This is a genomic window from Limosilactobacillus caecicola, assembly GCF_943192935.1.
Lineage (GTDB): Bacteria > Bacillota > Bacilli > Lactobacillales > Lactobacillaceae > Limosilactobacillus > Limosilactobacillus caecicola.
Window position 1 is genome coordinate 176664 of the sequence record NZ_CALPCI010000002.1, and the last position, 24017, is coordinate 200680.

General features: G+C 44.9%; 20 protein-coding genes and 3 tRNA genes. 17 read left to right on the forward strand and 6 right to left on the reverse strand.

Annotated elements, in window-relative coordinates; all coding sequences use genetic code 11:
* The first annotated feature begins 100 nt into the window (after window positions 1–100).
* From NFR43_RS03490 to NFR43_RS03525, 8 genes are all read left to right on the forward strand, one after another.
* Window positions 101–1276 (forward strand): NADH-dependent flavin oxidoreductase, encoded by a 1176-nt coding sequence (locus NFR43_RS03490; protein ID WP_251546534.1) that lies wholly within the window; start codon window positions 101–103, stop codon window positions 1274–1276.
* A gap of 17 nt (window positions 1277–1293) precedes the next feature.
* Window positions 1294–1668 (forward strand): winged helix-turn-helix transcriptional regulator, encoded by a 375-nt coding sequence (locus tag NFR43_RS03495; RefSeq protein ID WP_251546536.1) that lies wholly within the window; start codon window positions 1294–1296, stop codon window positions 1666–1668.
* Between the two features lie 334 nt (window positions 1669–2002).
* Entirely contained in the window at window positions 2003–2791 is a 789-nt protein-coding gene (locus NFR43_RS03500) for an aldo/keto reductase (protein WP_251546538.1), read from the forward strand.
* Between the two features lie 22 nt (window positions 2792–2813).
* Window positions 2814–3479 carry an NAD(P)H-binding protein gene (locus NFR43_RS03505; RefSeq protein ID WP_251546539.1) on the forward strand — a complete coding sequence of 222 codons (666 nt, stop codon included), beginning with the start codon at window positions 2814–2816 and terminating at the stop codon, window positions 3477–3479.
* Window positions 3480–3540: 61 nt separating this feature from the next.
* Entirely contained in the window at window positions 3541–4530 is a 990-nt protein-coding gene (locus tag NFR43_RS03510; RefSeq protein ID WP_251546541.1) for an aldo/keto reductase, read from the forward strand.
* A gap of 326 nt (window positions 4531–4856) precedes the next feature.
* Entirely contained in the window at window positions 4857–6107 is a 1251-nt protein-coding gene (locus NFR43_RS03515; protein WP_251546542.1) for a replication-associated recombination protein A, read from the forward strand.
* Window positions 6108–6209: 102 nt separating this feature from the next.
* Window positions 6210–6947 (forward strand): SGNH/GDSL hydrolase family protein, encoded by a 738-nt coding sequence (locus NFR43_RS03520; protein WP_251546543.1) that lies wholly within the window; start codon window positions 6210–6212, stop codon window positions 6945–6947.
* Between the two features lie 54 nt (window positions 6948–7001).
* Complete coding sequence (locus NFR43_RS03525; protein ID WP_251546544.1) at window positions 7002–8390, forward strand: class II fumarate hydratase; 1389 nt, start codon at window positions 7002–7004, stop codon at window positions 8388–8390.
* Window positions 8391–8530: 140 nt separating this feature from the next.
* Here NFR43_RS03525 and NFR43_RS03530 read toward each other — a convergent pair whose 3' ends face one another.
* Both NFR43_RS03530 and NFR43_RS03535 read right to left on the reverse strand, forming a co-directional pair.
* A complete protein-coding gene (locus tag NFR43_RS03530; protein ID WP_251546545.1) occupies window positions 8531–9022 on the reverse strand; it encodes a MarR family winged helix-turn-helix transcriptional regulator in 492 nt (163 codons plus the stop codon).
* A gap of 112 nt (window positions 9023–9134) precedes the next feature.
* Window positions 9135–11345: a glycoside hydrolase family 3 C-terminal domain-containing protein gene (locus NFR43_RS03535; protein WP_407658131.1), complete on the reverse strand. Its 2211-nt coding sequence runs from the start codon at window positions 11343–11345 to the stop codon at window positions 9135–9137.
* Between the two features lie 153 nt (window positions 11346–11498).
* On the opposite strand from NFR43_RS03535, the gene NFR43_RS03540 reads away from it, so the two are divergent.
* Window positions 11499–11571, forward strand: a tRNA-Ala gene (locus tag NFR43_RS03540).
* A 3-nt stretch (window positions 11572–11574) separates the two neighbouring features.
* A tRNA-Lys gene (locus NFR43_RS03545) sits at window positions 11575–11647 on the forward strand.
* A 78-nt stretch (window positions 11648–11725) separates the two neighbouring features.
* Here NFR43_RS03545 and NFR43_RS03550 read toward each other — a convergent pair.
* The 3 genes from NFR43_RS03550 to NFR43_RS03560 form a co-directional block, all read right to left on the reverse strand.
* A complete protein-coding gene (locus NFR43_RS03550; RefSeq protein WP_251546547.1) occupies window positions 11726–13129 on the reverse strand; it encodes a Na+/H+ antiporter NhaC family protein in 1404 nt (467 codons plus the stop codon).
* Between the two features lie 336 nt (window positions 13130–13465).
* Window positions 13466–14461, reverse strand: coding sequence for an asparaginase (locus tag NFR43_RS03555; protein WP_251546548.1), 996 nt, complete (start codon window positions 14459–14461; stop codon window positions 13466–13468).
* A gap of 91 nt (window positions 14462–14552) precedes the next feature.
* Window positions 14553–15968: a DHA2 family efflux MFS transporter permease subunit gene (locus tag NFR43_RS03560; RefSeq protein ID WP_251546549.1), complete on the reverse strand. Its 1416-nt coding sequence runs from the start codon at window positions 15966–15968 to the stop codon at window positions 14553–14555.
* A gap of 155 nt (window positions 15969–16123) precedes the next feature.
* Here NFR43_RS03560 and NFR43_RS03565 point away from each other — a divergent pair.
* A tRNA-Gln gene (locus NFR43_RS03565) sits at window positions 16124–16195 on the forward strand.
* Between the two features lie 110 nt (window positions 16196–16305).
* Here NFR43_RS03565 and NFR43_RS03570 read toward each other — a convergent pair.
* Window positions 16306–17682, reverse strand: coding sequence for an amino acid permease (locus NFR43_RS03570; protein ID WP_251546550.1), 1377 nt, complete (start codon window positions 17680–17682; stop codon window positions 16306–16308).
* A 270-nt stretch (window positions 17683–17952) separates the two neighbouring features.
* Between NFR43_RS03570 and NFR43_RS03575 the strand changes: the two genes are divergently transcribed.
* The 6 genes from NFR43_RS03575 to NFR43_RS03600 are packed head-to-tail and all read left to right on the forward strand — an operon-like array spanning window position 17953 to window position 23996.
* Window positions 17953–19539 carry a cation:proton antiporter gene (locus NFR43_RS03575; RefSeq protein ID WP_251546551.1) on the forward strand — a complete coding sequence of 529 codons (1587 nt, stop codon included), beginning with the start codon at window positions 17953–17955 and terminating at the stop codon, window positions 19537–19539.
* Between the two features lie 36 nt (window positions 19540–19575).
* On the forward strand, window positions 19576–20394 hold the full coding sequence (locus NFR43_RS03580; protein ID WP_251546552.1) for a Cof-type HAD-IIB family hydrolase: 819 nt from the start codon (window positions 19576–19578) through the stop codon (window positions 20392–20394).
* A gap of 60 nt (window positions 20395–20454) precedes the next feature.
* Window positions 20455–21366, forward strand: coding sequence for an FAD:protein FMN transferase (locus tag NFR43_RS03585; protein ID WP_251546553.1), 912 nt, complete (start codon window positions 20455–20457; stop codon window positions 21364–21366).
* A 43-nt stretch (window positions 21367–21409) separates the two neighbouring features.
* On the forward strand, window positions 21410–22012 hold the full coding sequence (locus NFR43_RS03590) for an NADPH-dependent FMN reductase (RefSeq protein ID WP_251546554.1): 603 nt from the start codon (window positions 21410–21412) through the stop codon (window positions 22010–22012).
* A gap of 9 nt (window positions 22013–22021) precedes the next feature.
* A complete protein-coding gene (locus NFR43_RS03595; RefSeq protein ID WP_407658132.1) occupies window positions 22022–22762 on the forward strand; it encodes an NADPH-dependent FMN reductase in 741 nt (246 codons plus the stop codon).
* 52 nt (window positions 22763–22814) lie between these two features.
* Complete coding sequence (locus NFR43_RS03600; RefSeq protein WP_251546555.1) at window positions 22815–23996, forward strand: cysteine desulfurase family protein; 1182 nt, start codon at window positions 22815–22817, stop codon at window positions 23994–23996.
* The last annotated feature ends 21 nt before the right edge of the window (window positions 23997–24017 follow it).

Here is a 24017-nt window from a genome sequence, read left to right on the forward strand (position 1 = left end):
GACAAAATTGTCACTAGCGGTCGTTAAAGTGCCTACTTCACAAATCATCACTTACTCCTTATATTGTAAGCAGCAATTCAATAAAGGAGTTTAAAGTCAGATGAGTAAGGATTACCAATTTTTGAAGCCGTATCAGTTCACTAACGGGGTGACACTACCAAACCGAATCGTTATGGCTCCGGTAACAACCCAGTCGAGTTTTTTTGATGGGACAGTTTCAGATGAAGAAGTGAAATTTTACAAAATGCGGTCTGGCGTCGGGATGGTAATTGTCGAAGTGGCAAATATCAACAAAGATGGCAAGGGATTTGAAGGAGAATTATCAGTTGCCGATGACCGGTTTATTCCTGGCCTGCGGAAGTTAGCGAACGCAGTTCATTCCAAGGGCTCAAAGGCGGTTCTCCAAATTTTTGATGCCGGTCGCAAAACTAGTCGACAAATTTTACGTGGTGATCAGCCACGCAGTGCGAGCGCGGTGGCTCCACATCGAAACCCTGATGAAGTCCCTCGAGCATTGACTGAACAGGAGGTTGAACAGGTCATTCGTGACTTTGGTGCCGCCTCCGTTCGGGCAATCAAGGCCGGCTTTGATGGTGTCGAAATTCACGGGGCTAATACATACCTTCTCCAACAATTTTTCTCTCCGCATAGTAATCAACGTACTGATCGCTGGGGTGGTGATGTTTACCAACGAATGAATTTTGCTAAAGCAGTGATTAAAGAAGTACGTCGGGTAGTAGACGCAAACGCAGCTCGCCCATTTCTCGTTGGTTATAGATTTTCACCAGAAGAACTGTCCGATCCCGGAATTCGGATTGGTGATACACTTAAGCTTGTTGACATGTTGAGTGATCAACCGGTGGACTACTTACACACTTCATTGGGTGACCGCAAGCGTTCTTCATTATTGGATCCGGATGATCAGGAATCCCTTAATCATAAAATTTTAAAAGTGATTGCGGATCGGAAACCACTGATTGAAGTGGGAAATATTCAATCGCCCGCCGATGCTGAAGCGGCCCTTAACGATGGGGCAGCCTTAGCGGCAATGGGACGTGAATTATTGCGGGAACCAAACTGGATCGAGAAGGTGCAGGCGGATGACGAGAAAACAATTCGCTATGTACTATCACCAACAGATATGGATCTAGTTGGGTTGCCTGGTGGTCTGCAGACGGAATTACGAACGGGCTTTCTTAATGCAATGAATTTTAGTGATCAGCAAACTGCAGATTTTCGCCATCAATTTGGCCAAATGGAGGGCTTTGGTGGCTAAGGAGAAGGAGGTTAATTGTGCGCAAAATTTATCATATTGCCGTGGAAGCAACCTTAGATGTGATTGGCGGTAAATGGAAGCCAATCATCCTATGTCACCTTGGTCAGGGAACACTCCGTACTGGAGAACTGGCGCGACTAATTCCGAATGTCTCACAACGAGTTTTGACACGTCAGTTACGTGAGTTGGAAGCTGACCGCATTGTTCAACGGCGGGTGTATAAGCAGGTTCCGCCGAAAGTTGAGTATTCGTTGACTGACGAAGGGCGGAGCTTACGAGACATCCTGATTGCCATGTCCGAGTGGGGTGAAAACCGGGTTCAAGAAGCTCAAGAGCAGGGGAAGGACGTCAAAATTCTCAATCACAACCAAGCTGGTTTTCATCAAATGTAAATTAACGTGTAAAATCGCCGTTATTTTTCGCTGAGATGTGAAAGATAGGGGCGATTTTTTAATTGGCTAGCATACGAATTATGCATACTATCATACCCATTAAGTAATTTTTTATTAGTGGTATCTTCCATATAATAAAACCATCAAGAAATGGAAATCAGAAAAGAGGTCGTTAACATGTTGAATCAATTAATTGGCTTGGCTGTCTTGATCGGCGTTCTGGTTATCTTACCACTCGCCCCACGGAATTAAGGTTGTAAACTACTTGCCTTGCAGTGAACTACAAGGATTAGGATATGGGCGAAAATATGAAGTTTCATTGAGGTGATAGGTTATGGAAAAGTTTAAGTTGAACAATGATGTTGAAATGCCAAAGGCTGGTTTAGGGACCTTTCGGATGTCATCAGCTGCAGCCCAACAGGCGGTTGAAGACGCGATTGCGGCTGGTTATCAATTAATCGACACTGCCGAAGGGTATTACAACGAAGATGGTGTTGGTCGTGGTATTCGTAACTCCGGCGTTGATCGTAAGAAGCTCTTTGTCAGCACGAAGCTTTGGACAACTTCATATACTGATTTGGATGCGGTCGATAAGGCACTGGACCGGTTGGGCTTAGACTACATCGACCTGCTGTTTATTCATCAACCGAGTGGTGATTGGAAGACGGCCTACCGGACTTTAGAAAAGGCCTACCGTGCTGGTAAGATTCGCGCGATTGGGATCTCAAACTTTGACCGGCGTGATTCTTTATTGAAGGAAGTATTAGACTTTGCGGAAATTAAGCCCCAAGTTTTACAAGCTGAAGCCCACCCGTACTTCCCACAAACTGCTGCTCGTGAAATCTTGAAGCCGTATGGCACCCGTTTAATGGCTTGGTACCCACTTGGTTCTGGTGACAGTTCTTTAATGAATGAACCAATCTTTACCAAATTGGCAGACAAGTACCACAAGTCCAACGCGCAAATTATTCTCCGTTGGCACACCCAGATGGGCTTTATTGTGATTCCTGGGTCGACGAATCCACAACACATTAAGGACAACATTGATATCTTTGACTTTACTTTGACAGATGACGAAATGGCTGAGATCGCCAAGGTTAACAAGAATCGTCGTTACTACTAAACAATTTTTGGAGGTTTAAATTATGAAGTTAGCAATTTTAGCGGCTAACGGGCAAATCGCCCGGCTCGTTGAAGACCGGATTTTAAATGAAGATCAATTTAAGGATGTTGAATTAACGTTAATGCTGCGCAACACCAATCGACTAGCCAACCTGAAGAATACCCCCCGGGTTACCTTAGTCGAAGGGGATCTGAACAATCCTGCCGATGTTGAAAAGGCGATTGAAGGGCAAGACATGGTTTTCAATGCGGTCATTGATCATGATGATGGTCAAAACCGGCCAACTCACAATATTATCAACGCGATGAAGAAGGACGGCGTGGATCGTTTGATTTTAACCAACTTGTTGGGGATTTACGATGAAGTGCCAGGCGCCTTTGGTAAGTGGAATCGGGACATGTGTTTCGGTGGCACAGTTAGTGACACTGATGCGCCAGTAGTTTCCGATCGCTTGGCCGCAGAATCTGGCCTTGATTACACGACCCTGCGTTTGCCATGGTTGAACGACCGGGATGAAATCAAGTACACGATCACGCACAAGGGTGACGAATTCGTCGGGGTATCTGGTTCCCGGAAGAGTATTGCTGACGTGGTTTTGAAGATCGTGGCAGATCCAACCTTTGGTAGTCGTGATAGTTTGGGCATCGCTGATCCGGATACTCAGGGCAGCGACCGTCCGGTTTATTAATTAACGTCATTTTGGGGACTCTTTAATGAGCCCTTTTTCATTGAAAGGAATGAATAACGAAATGGATACTCGAACACTCGGCAATGACTTGGAGGTTACCGCAATTGGTCTTGGTTGTATGGGGTTTTCGCATGGTTATGGTAAGCCCACTGACGTCGATGAAGCGGTCAAAAATATTCGAGCTGCCTTTGAGATGGGCTACCGGTTCTTTGATACCGCCGAAATCTATCAAGGAACTAACCCAGATGGTTCGATCAATTATAATGAATCAATCGTTGGTCAGGCCCTCCACGATGTTCGTGACCAGGTTGTAATTGCCACCAAATTTGGGATTGCTGCACATGAGGGAAATGGCCTCAAAGTTGACTCTAGCCCAGAGACGATTCGTCGGTCGGTAGAAGGTTCTCTAAAGCGACTAAATACTGACCACATCGATCTGTATTACCAACACCGGATTGATCCAAGCGTTGAACCGGAAACGGTGGCGAAAGTAATGCAAGAATTGATCAATGAAGGTAAGATTACTCATTGGGGAATATCGGAAGCCAATGAAGATTATCTTCGCCGGGCCAACGCTGTCTGCAAGGTGACTGCCGTACAAAATCGGTATTCGATGATGTACCGAGACTACGAAAAGCTCTTCCCAGTTTTGGAAGAATTAAACGTTGGGTTAGTTGCCTTCTCGCCGCTTGCTAACGGCTTATTAACGGGACAAATTCACCAGAGTAAGTTTAGCGAAGGTGACTTGCGCAATAAAATGCCGCAGTTCAGTGAGCAGGCTTACCAAAAGAATCGGGAATTGATGGAATTATTGACCAAGATTGCGGATCGCCACGCTGCAACGCCGGCGCAAATTTCTTTGGCATGGATGATCAATAAAAAGCCTTACATTGTGCCAATTCCAGGAAGTCGGCACCTTAACCGCATCAAGGACAATCTCGCCGCTGCAGATATTAAGATGTCAAAAGAAGAAGTTCAACAAATTGATGCAGCATTGGATGCCGTGCCAATGTCAGATGTTTTTGGTGGGACGAAGGTTGAGAAAAAATAGGGTTGGATAAACAAAGTGGGAGCGTTACAGAAGTCGTTTACGACTTCTGTAACGCTCCCACTTCTTTATTTTAGTTTACAATCACGACCACTTTTCCTAAACTATGGGCACTTTCCAAGTATTCGTGTGCTTGGGGACTTCTTGATAGATCAAATTTTCAGGTCCACCAGCTTTGTGGATCACAACTGCTTTCATTTGACGTTTCTCCCATCCTTTTGCTGTAATTGCTTTGATTACATTATACTCGTATAATGCTAAATACATAATCATAATTTAAATCATTCGTAACCAATAAGATTACAGACAATACAGAAATGGGGGATTGGATGGCAATTAAACAACCGCTTGCCGATCGCATGCGGCCGACAACGTTAGACGAAATGGCGGGACAAACGCATTTATTAGGAGCAGGGAAACCATTACGACAAATCATCGAAGGCCACGTCATGATTTCTTTGTTACTCTGGGGACCACCCGGGGTTGGTAAATCAACTTTGGCGTATCTAATGGCGCAACAACTGCAATTGCCCTTTGAAAAATTCAATGCCAGTATCGAAAATAAGGCTCAATTACAAAAACTGATCAATGCTCATCCTAACGACAGTTTTGTCCTCCTATTGGACGAAATTCACCGGTTAACCAAACCGGTTCAAGATTACTTGTTACCGTTTCTCGAAAATGGCAATGTGCTGTTGGTCGGGACGACGACGGAAAATCCGATTATGAGTATTACACCCGCAATTCGGTCACGCTGCCAAATCTTTGAATTCCAACCGTTGAAGGCCGATGATATTGAAAAGGTTGTCCAGCGGGCAGCAACTGATTTGCAAGTACAGCTTTCTCACGAAGAAGCCCACGCGATTGCCAATTCTGGCAATGGCGACGTCCGAGTAGCGTTGAATATGCTGGATACTCTCCACGCGATGCATGGTGAGCAGATTAATTTAGCGGCAATCGAAGATTTTGCAAGAAATCAACACCTCGCTTACGACAAGGATGCCACTCAGCATTACGATTACTTATCGGCATTTCAAGATTCCGTTGAGGGCTCGGATACTGATGCGGCACTCTATTACATGGCCGTGCTGTTAGAAGCCGGTGATTTAGATTCGGTCATTCGCCGGATCAAGGACGCTGCGGTGCTCACGATTGGCTTAGCCAATCCAGAGCGGGTCAATCAAATCATTAATTTAGCGAATAATGCCCGTGAAATTGGTTTGCCACGGGCAACTTCACATTTGACGATGGCGACAATTTTACTGTGTATTTCACGACGGTCAGATTCGGTTCGATGGACGTATGCACGAGCTCAACAGGATGCAATGAACAACCAACAACATCCGATGCCCACCTATCTGCGTGATTCTCATTACAAAGGCGCTCGTGAATTACGTGGTGCTGGTAAAATGCTCGATGCCTTTGAACAACCAAACCAGATTGCTAAACAGCAATATCTGCCAACCAATTTAATTGGTCACCACTACTATGTCCCCCGCGACAATCCGACCGAACGGGCCTTGTATAATTCTTACCAAAAGATATTTCACTATATTTACGATGATTTAAAGGGCAAATGACCAAAATAAAGTGCATCTAGTTAGTCGTTTGATGATATAAAGCTTGCATGCTGTAATGGCTGACGGTTAGCTGTATAATTGCCCCGAAGGGAGGACACACAAATGAGTGACGTCAAACAATTTCAAAAGGTGCTGGAGGCCCTGCAGAAGTCACCAGCATACCAAAAGGGTAATCGCGATGTTTTTGGACTGGATCAGGTTACCTATCAACCAAACTCGCCGTTAAACGGGAAACGACTCGCGGTTCTTGGTTCATCAATTACCTATGGTTTTGCAGCGCACGGGGTAGCATTCAGTGATTACTTGCAAGTTCACGATGGAATGTTCTGCACAAAATCCGCGATATCTGGTACGACCTTAGCGGGTGATGATCAAGAAGGTTATCTTTATCGTTTAAAGCATGATTTTACGGCAGCAAACTATGATGCGGTAATGTGTCAGCTTTCGACTAACGATGATCGGCAAGGAAAGCCAGTGGGGAAAATCACACCAAATGATCAGCGTGATGACTTTGATACTGAGACAACGATTGGCGCAATTGAAGAAGTTTGTGCTTACGTTGCGCAACACTGGCACTGTCCGTTGATCTTCTTTACTTGTCCGCAGTTGCAGCCGGCCGCCAATTACGAGCAATTGATTGATCAATTGCAACAATTGCATGCTAAGTGGGGGGTTAAAATCATTGACCTGTACCATGATCAAGGGGCCAATGCCAGTTTGAAAGCACGGCCCAATGCAATGTTTGACGCCATTCACCCGACTCAGGAAGGGTACTTAAAGGTTTGGCTACCTGTCATCGAACAACAATTAATGAACATTTTGGGATATAGGCATAAATGATGACTAACAGTTCACGAGTTGTTAACATTCGTCAATTTAATTGGAGGTTTGCAAATGTCAGAATATCGTACTGAAGAAGATACGTTAGGTCCCGTCAAGATTCCTGCTAGTGCATTATGGGGACCCCAGACTGAACGGAGCCGGAATAATTTTCCAACTGGTCAATATATGCCATTAGCAATTATTCGTGCTCTTTTGAACATTAAGAAGGCAGCTGCTTTAGCCAACGTGGAAACTAAAGCAATTTCCGACGAAAAGGGTCACTTAATCGTTAAGGCAGTTGACGAGTTGTTGGCATTAGATGATGAGAAATTACGGAAAGATTTCCCATTAAAGGTCTATCAAACTGGTTCTGGTACTCAAACCAACATGAACACGAACGAAGTAGTTGCGCACAAGGCTCACGAAATCAATCCTAAGATTGAAATCTTACCTAATGATGATGTTAACAAGGGTCAAAGTTCTAACGACACCTTCCCGACGGCCATGAATGTAGTCGCCTTGGAAGCCTTGAATAAATTGAGGCCAGCTGTTCAACACTTAATCGATGAATTAAAGGTTAAACAAGATCAGTACATGAAAACTGTTAAAGTTGGTCGGACGCACTTACAAGATGCTGTGCCATTGACTTTTGGCCAAGAACTTTCAGGCTATGTTGCTTCACTTGAACACGACCTTCGATACATCAAGACGTTGGAACCAACCCTTGAAGAATTAGCAATTGGTGGGACTGCGGTTGGGACTGGCTTAAACGCTGCTGAAGGAATGCCGGAGAAGATTGCTGAAAAGTTAAGCGAGGTTTATGGTTTAGACTTAACCGCTGATTCTAACAAGTTCTACGGGTTAGCTAACCACTCTGGCTTAAATGTTGTTCATGGTGCTTTGAAAACCTTAGCTGCGGATATGTTTAAGTTAGCTCAAGACATTCGGTTCCTAGCTTCAGGTCCCCGGGCTGGTTATGGTGAATTAAACATTCCAGCTAACGAACCAGGCTCCTCAATCATGCCCGGTAAGGTTAACCCGACCCAAGCAGAAGCAGTGACGATGGCCGCTATTCGGGTCTTTGGTAATGATACTGTGGTAACTATGGCTTCATCACAAGGTAACTTTGAAATGAATGTTTATAAACCGGTTTTAATTGACGCCTTCCTGGAATCTGCTGACTTATTAACCGGAACAATTACTGGCTTTGCTGACAAGCTGATCCATGGGATGACGGTGAATGAAAAGCGGATGGCTGAATTAGTGGATAATTCCTTAATGACCGTTACTGCCCTTTCACCACATATCGGTTACCATGACAGTGCCAAGATTGCCCAAGCCGCTGATAAGGCTGGGAGCACTTTAAAGGATGCTGCCTTAAAGTCCGGTAAGTTAACCGAAGAACAATACGATAAATGGATGAATATGCTAAAGATGACCAACGTTGATCATCAGGATTAAGATGTCAGCACGTCCAAAATTAAAAAGGGGTTGTGACATAATTCCTGAAAGATCGCTGTAACACGAACAGCGCGCAGTACAACAATGGGCTCCAACATCCGGTAAAACCGAATGCTGGAGCCCTATATTTATAGAACTGATTAGATCAATTCACTCAATGCGGTGTAGTTAACATCGCGACCTTTGTAGTCATCAATCAATTTGTTGACGATGCGGTCTAATTCACGTTGGTCGTCTTCATTTAATGAACCGTAAGCTGCATCTGCGATTTTATCCCGCCGGTTGTCGAGACCTTCAGCCCACTTGCGACCTTTTTCGGTCAATTCAATGTGAAAATGGTGTTCGTCGATTTGCTTGGTGGTTGCCAGGTCGTTGTCGACAAGGGCCTTCACGCCATCATTGAATTCACTTGGCCGGAAGTCATGTTCAAAGATCAATTCAGAATTGGTCATGCCTTCACTGTGGTCGGCCAGAATTCCAATGATCCGCCGGTAAACTCGACTATTTGGAAAACCAGCTAATTGGTAGTCGTCACTTTGGGCTTGGGCCAAGTGAACAGACTTCTTGAGCATTTCTTGATACTTTTCAAATTTCTTGACGTCTAAGAACAATTGCGTCGTAAAGTTTTGCATTTTGATTCCTCCATTAATCGTAATTATGTAATTGCTTACAGTTTTAATTTTAGTGACAATTTAAGCCGCAAGTCAATTAACGCGTGGTTAATTTTTCGTGAGAATTTGTCAATTAGTCATTGACGAGACGAATAAATCGTTGAATCTGGTCATTCGTGATCCCAGCCATTCCTAATGAACGGAGGGGAATATTAGCAAAAATCGCATCACTACCGTGACCCAGTAATGCAGCCAATTTTTGGTCGAGACCTGATTGCTGAAGGGCCTCTTCGATGCGCTGATTACCGGTTTGCCAAATTTCATGCACGTAGGTCTCACCTGTGATTTTGGCCAGTTGATCAGTGCCAATGGTGAGGTTAAATGACTTTTGGAGCCGAATATCCCGGGAGGAAGAACCAACCATCACCAGGTACTCGCCATTATCGGCTTCCCAAGTTCCAGTTGTTGAGTTATACCAAGCAAAAGACCGTCTTGGAAGAACCATGGTGACAGTTTGCGCTTGGCCAGGTTCTAGTGCAACTTTTGCAAAATCACGTAGTTCCTTAAGCGGCATTTCAACGGGACTAGTTTGATTACCGATGTAGAGTTGAGCGGTTTCTTTACCAGCGACATGACCGGTATTCGTAACATTGAAGGACACGGTGACGGTATCAGGACCTGCTTTGATCTCTAAATGATCATAGGTAAAGTCGGTATAGCTCAAGCCGTGGCCAAACGGGAAGAGGACGGGCAGGTGCTTTTTGTCGTAGTAACGGTAACCAACAAAGAGACCTTCATGGTAGTTTTCATTGGTTTGATCCTGGTTAAAGGAAAGGGCGGTGGGATTATCGGAGACCTTGATTGGGAAGGTTTCGGCTAACTTGCCGGATGGATTGACTTTACCTGTTAGAATATCCCAGGTAGCCTCTCCCACGGCTTCACCAGCGAGGTATGTTTCGACAACCGCTTGGACGTCATTAACCCACGGCATTTCAACGGCGGAACCATTCTGCAGGACGACCGTGACGTGCGGATTAACGTTGGCGACGGCCATGATAAGCTGGTTCTGGTTTTCGGGTAAGCACATGGCGGTTTTATCGAAACCTTCTGATTCCATTTCCTCTGGATAACCAGCGAAGATGATAACCCGATCACTTGCTGTCGCTGCTGCGATGGCCTGGTCGAAGAGGGCGGCGTCAGAGTCATCGTCTGCTAACGAGTAGCCCTGCACGTAGGTTACGTTGGTGGGCTTAGCGTCGAGGGGAGTTACGACCCGGACGGCGTTGACGTGTGAACTACCGCCACCTTGGTAGCGTGGCTGGGCAGCTAATTCACCGATCATAGCGACCGTTTCTTGATTAGGATGGAGGGGGAGTTCTTGTTGGTCATTTTTCAAAAGGACGATACTTTCGTCAGCCACCTGACGGGCAAAGCGGTGTTGAGCTTCTTTATCATAATCTTGGACCTGATCAGTTGCCGGTTGCCACTTTTCAACCATCTTGAGTACCCGCTCAACGGCAATATCTAAACGTGATTCTTGTAAGCGTCCTTCTTTAACGGCAGTGACGATTTCATCGATCGATGCTTGCCCCTTACCAGGCATTTCTAAGTCGAGTCCGGCTTTGATGGCGGCAACGTGGTCGACTACGGCACCCCAATCTGACATCACGAGGCCATCAAATCCCCATTCATTACGTAAAATATCCGTCAACAGTCGTTGGTTATTAGAGACCTGGACACCATTCAATTTATTGTATGAGCACATGATGGTGGCTGGATGAGCTTCCTTGACGATCCGTTCAAATTGGGAAAGGTAAATTTCACGCAACGTTCGTTCATCAATGTTTGAAGAAGATGTAAAACGTTCATTTTCGCGGTTATTTGCGGCAAAGTGTTTAACACTTACACCGACGCCTTGGCTTTGAACACCGTTGACATACGCCGTTGCTAATTTACCAGCAACCAATGGGTCTTCGGAAAAGTATTCAAAATTTCTGCCAGCCAAGGGACTGCGTTTGATGTTGACCCCAGGCCCGAGCAGGACGCCAAGGTCTTCAGCCCGCGCAGCGATTCCCAGTTGTTCACCTAACTGATGAAGAAGGCTTTCGTCAAATGAGCAGGCGGTCAAGGCAGAGGTTGGAAAAGCAACGGCTTTGACACTGTCGTTAATGCCAAGGGCATCAGCGCCGGCGGACTGCTTACGTAATCCTGATGGACCGTCCGTCATCATCATCGGTCTGACGTGTGAAACCTGAGCGGTAAACCAAAAATCATGACCGATTACTAAGCTGGCTTTTTCTGTTAAGGTTAATCCAGCAATGAAGTCGCGATCGATTGTTGTCATATAGATCATCCCTTCCAATATCAGTAATGATTATTATACAACGGAAATTAGACTGCTCCCGTTCTTAGAATTGTCAAATTATTATCAGAAATTTTGAAATTTAATGCTCTCAAGTTGCAAAAGTAGTGTATTATAAAAAGGTGAGGTTTTCGTGGGCCATTAGTTCAGTTGGGAGAATGTCTGCTTCGCATGCAGGAGGTCGCGAGTTCGAATCTCGCATGGTCCATTTGACTCGATAGCTCAGTCGGTAGAGCAGCGGCCTTTTAAGCCGTGGGTCGTGGGTTCGAACCCCACTCGGGTCATTTAAAAATCCCGTCATCATTAAGATGGCGGGATTTTTTATATAATCATTTTTATGATAAATCTAACTGGACACTAAGTTAATTTGATGCGGTTTCTTGCACTGGTTTTACAAATGCCCCCGTGATCACCGCTAAAATGGTGACCAGGAATGGGAAGAAGGTCCATGGAATGAACTTAATCGGATTAATTTGCAAGGCACCGGCAATGAAAACACCGGAAACACTCCATGGCACAATCGCGTTGACCGCGGCCCCAGCATCGTTCAAAATTCGGGTAAGGTATTTCCGTTGAATGTGCAAATGATCAAAGGCAGGTAAGAAGGATTGCCCCGGCAGGATGATCGCAAGGTAGTGTTCCCCAACCATGATGTTGACTCCGATACAAGTAACGGCGGTTGCTAAAGTGGCCCGGAATGGTGTTTTGACAATTCCTGAAAGGTGGTTGATGATGGCGCTAATAATGTTAAAGCGAATCAGGAGACCACCGAGGGCCAAGGCAAAGACAATCAGAGCCAGCGAGGTTAGCATACTGGAAATCCCACCCTTGGAAAGCAGCCTGTCAATGGTTTTATTACCAGTGTGGGAAACGAAACCAGTCATGATTGTGTTTGTGATGGTGGTAATGCTGGTGGATGGAGCGTGAATCCACCCTAACAGGGCAGCAAATAGTGAACCAAGCCCCAGTGAAGGGATGGCCGGTACTTGTAAAATAGCTAAGATGATTAATAAAACGACGGGAAGTAAAGCCCAACCGGAAATCCAGAAACCGTTGGCCAGTCCGTTCATCATCTTGTGAACAGCGGCGAGACTGACGTTTTTCGAATTTAAACCGAGGAAGGTGTAGAGGACGACACAGATGGCCCAAGCTGGAATGTCAGTAATCATCAAAGCCTTGATGTGTTCGTAAATACTAATTTCACCAACGCTGGCGGCTAAGTTGGTTGTTCCGGACAGTGGTGAAATGTTGGAACCGCAGAAAGCTCCAGAAACGATTACTCCAGCGGTTAAGCCAGGATTAATTTTTAATGTCGCCCCAATGCCAATGAAGGCAATCCCCATGGTTGAAACAGTAGTAAATGAGCTCCCACAGGCAATTCCAACCAGTGTGCAAACGATGAAGACGGTCGGCAAGAAGAACTTTACGGAAATGATCTTAAAACCAAAGTACATGATCGTAGGAATCGTCCCAGAAAAGATCCAGGTGGCGATGAGGACCCCGATGGATAAGAAGATGATCAGTGGGTCGACTCCATCACGTAGCCCCGTTCGCATGCCGTCCATCACGGTGGACCACTTAAAGCCCCGTAATTTCCCGTAGACTGCTAAAATTGTAAAGGCGATGAATAGGGGTGCTTGCGGTTCCTGCTGCTTCACAATGATGAGGTAACCTAAAATACATAAGATGACGATTAAAATTAGAATGCTTTCACCAAAACCAAAGGTGGGTTCCTTTCGCTCGGCTGACTTTTTGAATAATGACATAAATAATTCCTCCTCAAATTAACCACAAAAAAACCAACTAGGTTCGACGACGTTTTCAACCTAGTTGGCGGTGATTAATTCTCAGAAAGTGCACAATGATGTGCCCACCTTGCTAGGCTTTATGCACCAAGCAAGGTCATCAAAAACAACTCTGCTTAGATGCGAACGTCGCTGTCCGCACCTAAACGGTCCAGACAATTACGCTGAATAAGCATAGTTGTTATAATAACGAGCGGTTTTTGATGAATGTGTAATCATAAGCGCAAATTCCTTTCTCTCTTTTGTTGCTATTATTAAAACATTCTCATTTTAGTTTGTCAATCTCTAATTTAAAATTTATTTAGTGATTGTGACCTCACCGGCAACATTCGTATCAAAGAAGTGGGCGATTTCCTTGACGTCCATTCCCTGACCAAGTCCCCACATTAATTTGGTGATCGCACTTTCGGAGGTCATATCACGGGCACTAATGGCGCCCTCCAGCAAAGCTTGTCGTCCAACCTCGTATTTGGTCAAATCGCTTCGTTCGTACAAACATTGGCTGGCCGCAATGACGGGAATGCCCTGGCGAATGAGCTCACCAATGGTGGCGGCGACGTTCCGGCGGATAAAGGTCATGCCACCAAGTCCGTAGGCTTCGATGACGATCCCATGACAACCATTATCCACCATCGCGTGCAGAAGCTGAGGATCGAATCCCGGAAACAACTTCACGAGAGAAACATGGGTATCGATTTTGGTATTGAGCAGACACTCGCGTGGTTGCCATTGTTCAGGAACTTTTAGTTCCAAACCGTCCGAGGTCACTTCGGCGACCGGTGGGAAGTTCACACTTTCGAAGGCGTTAAAAGCCGTGGTTCGTACCTTAACAGCCCGACACCCGCGCATGACTTTGCCATCAAAGGCAAGGTAGATCCCTGGCTGGCAACTCGCTGCCGCAGCAAAGGCCAAACGCATATTATCTGGCGCATCGCTTAATAGGATGTTAATCGGGACCTGACTACCGGTGAAGACCACTGGGACATCGATGTGTTGTAACATGAAAGTCATCATGGAAGCCGTGTAGGCCATTGTGTCAGTCCCGTGGGAGACAACAATACCGTCGTATTCATGGCGATTATGGTAGATTGTTTCAGCGATCTTTTCCCATTCTTCCGGCTGAATATTGGATGAGTCAAGGTTTAAAATATCCTTCACGGTGATGTCGTAGGGTAAGGGGCCAACAGACTCCAATAAATCCTCGCCAGTTTCACCAGGCGTTAACCCTTCTTCTGAGATCACAGAAGCAATTGTGCCACCCGTCGAAAGTAACAATAACTTTTGTTTTGCCATCTTAGTCACCACTTTCCAAAATTATTCTGTTTCAATTTTAAAAGCCCCAGCCATGGAAAACAAGCTGGAGCTTTAATTCATGTTTTAAATTCTAGTGATTATCGGCGCCATCTTTGATCCGCAGAGAGAAGAGGAAGCCAAGAATAACGAGAACAATGGTGAAGTAGAAGCCATAGTGGACACCGTGGGTAAACGTGTAAGCAGCGCTACCACTAACGGCGTGCCGACCAACTTCAAGGAAGCTGGTGGCTAAAGCAGTCGCTAAGGCTCCAACAATTTGTTGCATGGTGTTTAAAATTGTACTGCCATCGGCGGATTCATGACCGTCAAGCGAGTTTAATGCACTGGTTTGTGATGGCGACATTGCTAATGGGGCCCCAATCATTAAAATAATGTGGGCCATGATGACGTACCAAATTGCAGTCTTAGTAGAAACAAAGGCTAACAAGATGGCACCGATAAAGGCAATACACATTCCCAAACGGGCTGACAACTTGGCACCATAGTTGTCGTACATTCGACCGGCAACGGCGGATACGAGGGCGTTAACAACCCCACCAGGTAGCATAATGATCCCTGTTAGGGCAACTGGTAGCTGCATCCCGTTTTGAATGTATTGAGGCAGCAAATACATTGCTGATAGAATAATCCCAAAGTCGAGCATCACAATAATTGCACCAGTTTGGAAATTCGTGTGTTTGAAGACCCGCAAGTTTAAAATTGGTTCATCCAACTTTAATTGACGACGACCATAGAGAATCAAAGCAATGATGCCGATGATCAATGAGCACAGGACGGTTGCAGAAAGCCAACCATCGCGACTGGCAAAACTAACCCCGGCGATTAAGCCTGAAAAACCAATAATTGATTCAATGATCGAAAGGACATCGACGTGAGGTTTAGTCAATTCAGCGATGTTTTCGAGTGAAGTAATCGCAAAGATCAAGGCAATTACCAAGAAAATGACAAACGTCCAGAAAACCCAACGCCAGGATCCAACACCTAAGATAATCCCGGTTAAAGTTGGCCCAATGGCAGGGGCAAACATGATTACCAGGGCACACATCCCCATGACGGCCCCAATTTTTTGTGGTGGGAAAATCTGCATCGCCACCGTAAACATCAATGGCAGGATTAATCCCGTCCCAATTCCTTGAATCATTCGACCGATTAAGACAACCCCAAAATTAGGTCCAACTGCGGAAATGATTGACCCAACGATGAAGTCACATAATCCGAAGATTACAATTTGCCGCGTGGTGAACCACTTCGTAATGATACTTGATAATGGGAGGATAATTCCAATCACCAACATGTAACCAGTAACTAACCACTGAATGGTCGACTGGTTGACATGAAGCTGGGCCATGAGTTGGGGGAGGGCAATGTTCAGTGAAGTCTCACTAAACATTCCGACGAATGCCCCCAACATCATACTAACCATCGCCAGCTTTGGATGGTGTACTTGAACCCGTGCTTTCATTTGCACAGTTTCTGAATTATCCATAAAACAAAAACTCCTTTGTGTATTTTTAATCAACAATTGATTACTTTACCAGATTAAAAATCATTTCGTAAGCACTTTTTTCTAAAAAAAGGGTTGAATTTAGCACGAATCGATGATATATTTAAATAGTCGTCAAGGGCGACCGGTAATATTATTGGGCTATAGCCAAGCGGTAAGGCAACGGTTTTTGGTACCGTCATGCGCTGGTTCGAATCCAGCTAGCCCAACTGTCTAAGTCATCACTTCGGTGGTGGCTTTTTTTGTTTGTCTTTTTGACATAAAAAGGGTGATTTCCATATTTTGGAAACCACCCTTCACTGTTTAACTTGAAGATTTATTACTCAATTTCTTTATGCTGCCGACTAGCAATAACCAGGATTAACATCCAAACCAAAGTGGCAACCAAGGAAATTAAGGTACTTTCCCGCATCGTCATGGTAATCATCACGATTGCGAAGAAGATTAAGATGAGGTAGTCCGAAATTGGTGACCACGGCATCTTAAATGAACTTTCCTTCGGGTACTTCTTGCAGAAAATCAAGTGGGTGACAACAATGGCTCCCCAAATAAATAGGAAACTAGTGGTCGAAACACCGGAAATTAACGTGAAGACACTTCCTGGAATGAAATAGTTCAAAACTGCCGAGAACATAATCAAGATTGCAGAAATCAAAATTGAATAGGTAGGCACTTGGAACCGGGAAATGTGACTAATCCAGCGAATCTTAGGGTTCGTGGACTTGTACGTTAATTCTGACAACATCCGTCCCGTTGTAAAGAGGGCGCTGTTGCATGATGAAGCTGCCGCGGTAATAACAACGAAGTTGATGATGTCAGCTGCTCCGCTAATTCCAATATCCTTAAAGACCATTACAAATGGACTTGTGTTGGCATTCAACAGGTTCCAAGGGAAGATGGACATGATAACTGCTAAGGAACCAATATAGAAGATTAAAATCCGGACTGGGATGTTGTTAATTGCCCGCGGAATAACATCTTCAGGATCTTGGGTTTCAGCAGCAGTCATTCCCACCATTTCAACACCAGCGAAGGCGAAGACTACCATTGGTAGTGACTTTAAGAATCCATAGCCACCATTTGGGAAGAATCCACCATGGTTAACCAAGTTCATTGGTGTCGCGACACCAGCAGAAGTGTGATAGCGGAAGAGCATTAAGCCAATTCCAATAACGATCAGGGCAATGATGGCCACGATCTTGATTAAGGCAAACCAAAATTCGACTTCCCCAAACGCTTTAACCGTAATCAAGTTGATACATAAAAGAATCAGGATAGTAATGAATCCGGGGATCCATTGTGGAAGACCAGGCAACCAGAGTTTGATGTATACACCAATCGCTGTTAATTCCGCCATTGCAATCGCAATCCAGCTGGCCCAGTAGGCCCAACCAATAACGAACCCAGCACGGTGGCCCCAGTATTTGTGGATGAGGTCAACGAAAGAATGGTAATGTACATTGGTCATCATCATTTCTCCCATTGCCCGCATCATCCAGAAACAAATAATTCCTGTAATTAGATATCCAAGAATGATGGCTGGACCTGCGAGGTGAATTGATTCTCCGGAACCTAAGAACAGTCCGGTACCAATTGCACCACCCAGCGCAATCATTTGGACGTGACGATTCGTTAATCCACGTTGTAATTCATTTGAATCTTTGCTAGTGGATTGATGGCCGCCATTATCAGCCATATCAATTCCTCCTTTAAGTTCATTAATTAAATGAACCATATATAAATATTAATCAATTTCTTAGAATTGTGCAAATTTAAGCTTTAAAACCGTTAAAAGATTAATAAGTATAATATATTATATCCTAAATTGTTTATGAGAAAGGCATTAAAGCGATTACATTTGCGAATATAAACATTCTTCTGCGTAAAACTTCACGATATTGCTTTCATTTTGTGTTTTCACTTATAATTAGCAAGGACTAATTTTGAGAAAGTGGGGGAGTTGAGTATGTCATTGATGATTTCGACCGCTTTTTTAGTTGGAATGGCGATTATCGGAATCGTGATTCACCGGCAATTATTTCGCCATGTTGCTGGTAACTACATTAGTTTAGTACTCGGGATCATTATTGGATTAGTGCCATTTCTTGATCGGTTGGTGGAAACCTTTCATTCAGAAGTATTTATGGGAATGATCGTGGCGCCATTGCTGTTTTACGATGGCCTCGAGACGAGATTTTATAAGGTAGCGAGAAACTTTCGGGCGATTGTTTCACTCACTGTCTTCATGGCCCTCTTTTGCGCCATCGTGGCTGGCTTTGGTATGGCTATGACGGGAATTGTGAGCCTGCCATTGGCATTTGTTTTGGCAGCAATTAGTACTCCCACCGACGCGACTGCCAGTGAAGCCGTGTCCCATGATTTAGTGATTCCCCATACTGAACGACTCTATCTCAAACTCGAGTCGCTGTTCAACGATGCCTCAGGAATCATCCTTTTAAACATGGCAATCCTATGGTATGTGAATGGCTACATTAACTATGGTCAAACCCTTGCTAATTTTATGTACTCAGCAGGTGGTGGGGTCATCTTTGGTTTTGGCGGCGGAGTATTAATTATTTTTCTGCGGCAAGCCTTAGTTCGCTCGCATATTAACCTGGTGAATACTACCAATAATTCGGGAACGCCGTCCAAAGTGATTTATCTAGCTACACCATTTGTGATTTATTTTCTGGCTGAAGAAATTCACGTGTCCGGTATTATTGCAGTCGTCTGCACAGGACTGTTGCACAACGCCGAAATGGAACGGAGTAACCTCCTTAATCCCCGCGTGATTTATGATTCCCAAGCCATGGTTGGCATGATTAAGGAAATTTTAAACGGGATCGTCTTCGTTGTTTTGGGGATTATGATGGTGCGGATCACTAATAATAATGAGATTGTGACCCATCCTGCCAACTGGCTAATTCTCGGTTTTATCATGTACATTGCCAACGTGCTTGTACGCTTTGTCTATACCTGTTTAATCCAGCGACTCGACGCCAAATCGGCATGTGTTTTTGCCTTCGGTGGGGTTCACGGGACCGTTACTTTCGCCTTAGCATTTATGGTAGCGGAAACTTCTGTTAAACGGACTGATTTTAACCTCGTGTTGATGGCAGAAGCGGTCTTAATTGTGTTGAGCCTGTTAGTACCGACCTTCTTGTTCCGCTTTATTTTACAACGGCAACCTTCGGACCGGGTCATTGCTGAGAAAACCATTCAAATTCGTGATGGCATGATCCAGCACGCCATTCAAAAAATCAAGCAAATTTACCTGCCAGATGAGTTGCGGGAGATGGTGCTTTACGACTTGCAGACGCAACGAATGCAGACTTCGATTCGGCATTTCGTGAAAGAGTTTAAACGCTCCCTCCGGCGTCCAGCTTTAACGCCTGAGGAAACTAACACCCTTGATATGGCTTACCGGTTAGCTTTTCTTGAAGAACGAGAATACCTTAATGAGGTTTCACAACAACAGGCCGCCCATATGGACGTGGTCACCAGTCTTTATTCAGAAATTTTGATGGCCGAAATGGTGGTTTTGGATCACTAGTCAGTTATAATGAAGAAAAACGGGAGATTATTAAAGATGGCAATTAAATTAGTAGCAATTGATATTGATGGCACCCTAATCAATGATGATTTGCAAGTAACCTCGAAAACTGTGCAGGCAATCAAGGACGCTAGCACGCAGGGTGTAAAAATCGTACTCTGTACCGGGCGACCAATGACTGGGGTGGAACCATTTCTTGAACAATTAGGGTTGGCAAACTCTGATCACGAATATGTGGTGGCATTTAATGGGGGCTTAGCTCAAGCTACCAACGGTCGAGTGGTAGTTAACTATACGGTTACTTTTGATAACTACCTGGATATTTTGAATTTTGCCACTAAGCAACAGGTCAAATCGGTGATTGAAACCGAAGACTACATTTATACGACTAACCAGGACATTAGCCCTTACGCTGTTCACGAATCTGGTCTTGTGTTTATGCCAATGCGCTATCGCTCAGTTGACCAATTAAACGCCATGCGCGATCAACTAGTGATTGGTAAGTTTATGATGACGGATGACAAAGCACGTTTGGATGCTGCTCAACAAAACTTGCCGGCAGACCTCGCTGAAAAATTTCAGATTGTGCGTAGTGAAGACTATTATCTCGAATTTGTAAATCAACAAGCAGGGAAAGGGGCCACACTGGCAGCGCTAAGTGACAAACTTGGGTTCACTGCGGACGAAGTGATGGCGATCGGCAATGCCCAGAATGATGAATCGATGATTGAATATGCTGGCATTGGCGTTGCCATGGGGAATTCAATTCCAAGTACGCTGGCTAAGGCCGACGTTACGGTTGCCGATAACAACCATGATGGGGTTGCCGAAGCGATTGAAAAGTATGTTAAATAACAGAACAGACGCTGTGAAAGTTATTTTTCACAGCGTTTTTGAAATTAAGGAGGGGCGAAAATGAGTGTGAACCGCCAAGTGCATTTAATGGGGACGATTATTAAAATCTCTTTGGCAAATGCATTACCAAATGATGATCAGTTAGCCGAGCAGGCTGTTGAAAAACTTAGGCAATACGAGCAAATTTTTTCGGCCAATGATGACCGGGCTGATTTAATGCGGGTTAATCAGCAAGCAGGAATCGCTCCAGTGATTGTAAAACCAGAACTATTCAATCTGATTAAATTAGGTCAACAAGCCAGCCTGAATCCAGATGGTTATCTAAATATTGCCATTGGTCCACTGGTTAAACTATGGCACATTGGCTTTAATGACGCTCACGTCCCTACAGATGATCAGATCCAAAAGGTATTACCATTGACGGACCCCCATCAAATCGTGCTGAATGAGGCGGAGCAATCGGTCTTTTTGAAACATTCAGGAATGGAAATTGACCTGGGCGCGGTTGCTAAGGGTTACAGTGCTGATCTGTTGAAGAATTTTCTAACCCGCGCTGGGGTGACTTCTGGAGTCCTGAACCTAGGTGGTAACGTGGTTGTCATCGGTGGCAATCGCTTGCATGCGGACGGCCAGTGGCACGTTGGTCTGCAGGATCCGAAACAAGCGCTTGGCCATTATGTAAAAATTATCCCGTTGCGGGATCAATCGATAGTCACTTCCGGTATTTACGAGCGAAATTTGACTAGTAAGGGACATTTTTATCACCATATTTTTAATCCACACACTGGTTATCCAATCGAGACTAATCTGGCTAGTTTGTCGATCATTTCTCCCCGGTCGGTCGATGGTGAAATTTGGACCTCGCAACTTTTTGGCAAATCTTGGGAACAAATTGTGATGACCGTCCATGGACTCCCGCAAATGCGGGCAATTGGGATTTTTCAAAATGGCGAGGTGCGTACTTGTGAATAGGCGGATGTCTTGCTAAAATACAGGAGATATTAAGGAGGCTATCATGAACCATTACATTGCAATTGCTGGAACTAACCGGCAGGGATCCAATAATTTAAAACTAGTTAAATATATTCAAAAACGTTGTTCCAATGTCGCTGCAATCGAAGTGATGTCGATTGCAGATTTGCCGGTCTTTTACAAAACGCCAGACCATTCATTGCCAAAGCGAGTCGTGGAAATGGGTGAAAGAGTCAAGGCCGCTGATGGCGTGATTATTTCGACTCCTGAATATAACCATGCAGTACCAGCTGTGCTAATGAATGCTTTGGAATGGCTCTCCTATAGTAGCCATCCTTTTAAAGACCAACCGGTACTGATTATGGGGGCTTCATACGGGACACTTGGGACCTCCCGTGCACAGCAGATGTTGCGAAAAATGTTGGAAGCTCCCGAACTAAGCGCGCGGGTAATGCCAAATGCTGAATTCTTGGTCGGCCACGCCAACGATGCTTTTGATGATCAGGGTAACCTCGCCGATTCCCAATTAGCCGATTCTTTAGACCGGCTCTTAGCTGACTTTAATGTGTTTGTGGATATTAACCGTGATCTTGAATTTAAACGGAATGATGCGTTGCGGCGGATTCAAAATTTGGAAAAGGATTAGGAGGTCAAAATGAAATTTGTTGCCATTGCCGGTTCCATTGCACCGGATTCATACAATCGAAAATTAGTCGAATACATTCGTCGACACTATCGCGATTTGGCCGAGATTGAAGTGCTACCGATTAATGATGTTCCAATGTTCAATGAGGATCATAATGTCACCCATACCCCAGTTATTCAAAATTTAAATCAGAAGATTGCAGCAGCAGATGGCGTGATTTTAGCAACCCCAGAACATGATCATACGACGACAGCTGCACTCAAGAGCGTTTTGGAATGGTTGTCCTATCAAGTCCATCCCTTTAACCAGAAACCAGTGCTGATTGTGGGTGCTTCCTACTTTAGTCAGGGAACTTCCAGGGCCCAATTGGACCTTCGCCAAATCATGGAAGCCCCAGGAGTCGGCGCGTATGTAATGCCAGGTGACGAGTTTTTGCTTGGTAATGTCCGGGAAGCCTTTGATGATCAAGGCAACCTTAAAGATCAACGCACCGTCGATTTTTTAACGAGTGTAATGAAAAAATTTGTGCAGTGGGTGAGCGTCTTGAGTGCAATGGACGTTCTGAATTTAGCTGCTGAACAAGAACAGGTTGCGGCTGATACAACCGCCAGTGCTTCCGTGACGGATGAAGAAGCAGATACGGATGCTTCTGCTTCCATTACGACGGTTGACGATGCCAATGAGCGGGCAGCAGAAGGTTCAAAAGATGATCAAACTGCCGATACTGGTGCCAGTGCCTCTATTAAATAGGAATCAGCTGTAGTATAATCACTGACATTAAGTAAGTTAAAAGAGGGATAAGATGGAAAAGCGAGTTTATCTCGATAATGCTGGAACCACCCCCATGGTTCCGGAAACGATGCAAGCGATGGATGAGGCCATGCACCAATTTTGGGGGAACGCTTCTGCGACCAATTATTTCGGTCGTGAAGCACGGGGCATGCTTGAAAAGGCGCGCCATACGATGGCCAAATCAATTAATGCCAAGTTAGATAGTGAAATTAACATTACTAGTGGCGGTACGGAAAGCGATAACACCGCGATTTATCAAGCGGCACGGGCTCGTCAAAATGTGGGTAAGCACATTATTACCACTAAATTTGAACACGAAGCCATTTTGCGGCCATTAGAAGACCTGGAGAAAAATTACGGGTTTCGGGTCACCTATTTGGATGTTGACGAGAATGGTCAAATTGATCTCCAACAACTTCGTGATGCATTGGATGACGAAACGATTCTTGTGTCGATTATGACAGTGAACAATGAGGTTGGTAGTCACCTGCCAATTCATGAAATCGGGGAGATTGTTAAGGACTCAAATGCCTGGTTCCATACGGATGCTGTTCAGGGATATGGTGCGGTGCCGATCGATGTTCAGGCTGACCACATTGATTTATTGTCAGTTTCGGCCCATAAAATTAACGGTCCCAAGATGATTGGTTTCTTATACCGACGGGACGGGATTAATTTTCCATCACTCATGCGTGGTGGTGACCAAGAAATGAAGCACCGGCCGGGGACCGAAAATGTTCCGGCCGCGGTGGCGTTTGCTAAGGCAATTGAGGTGCACTTTGCGGATGGGCAACGGCAGAAAAATGCTGACCATTACGTGGCGTTGAAAAAACGACTCATCCAGGGACTCGATGATGCACACATTGATTACGAGATTAACGGTAATTTGACTGACAACATGGCGCCCCAAACGATTAACATCTGGTTTAAGGGAATCCGGAATGATGCCCTGCTAGTAAACCTTGATTTGAACGGGATTGTTGGAGCTGCCGGTTCTGCATGTACAGCTGGTTCATTGGAGCCTTCCCACGTATTGGTTGCGATGTATGGCGATCAAAGTCCACGGATCCACGAATCCCTTCGGTTTAGTCTGGGGATGACGAATACTAAAGCTGACATTGATCAACTTGTGGCTGTTTTGAAAAAAGTGATCCCAGAAATGCAGGCTGAGGCGCAAAAAACAATTGAATAAACTGAAAAAGTTGGTAATTCG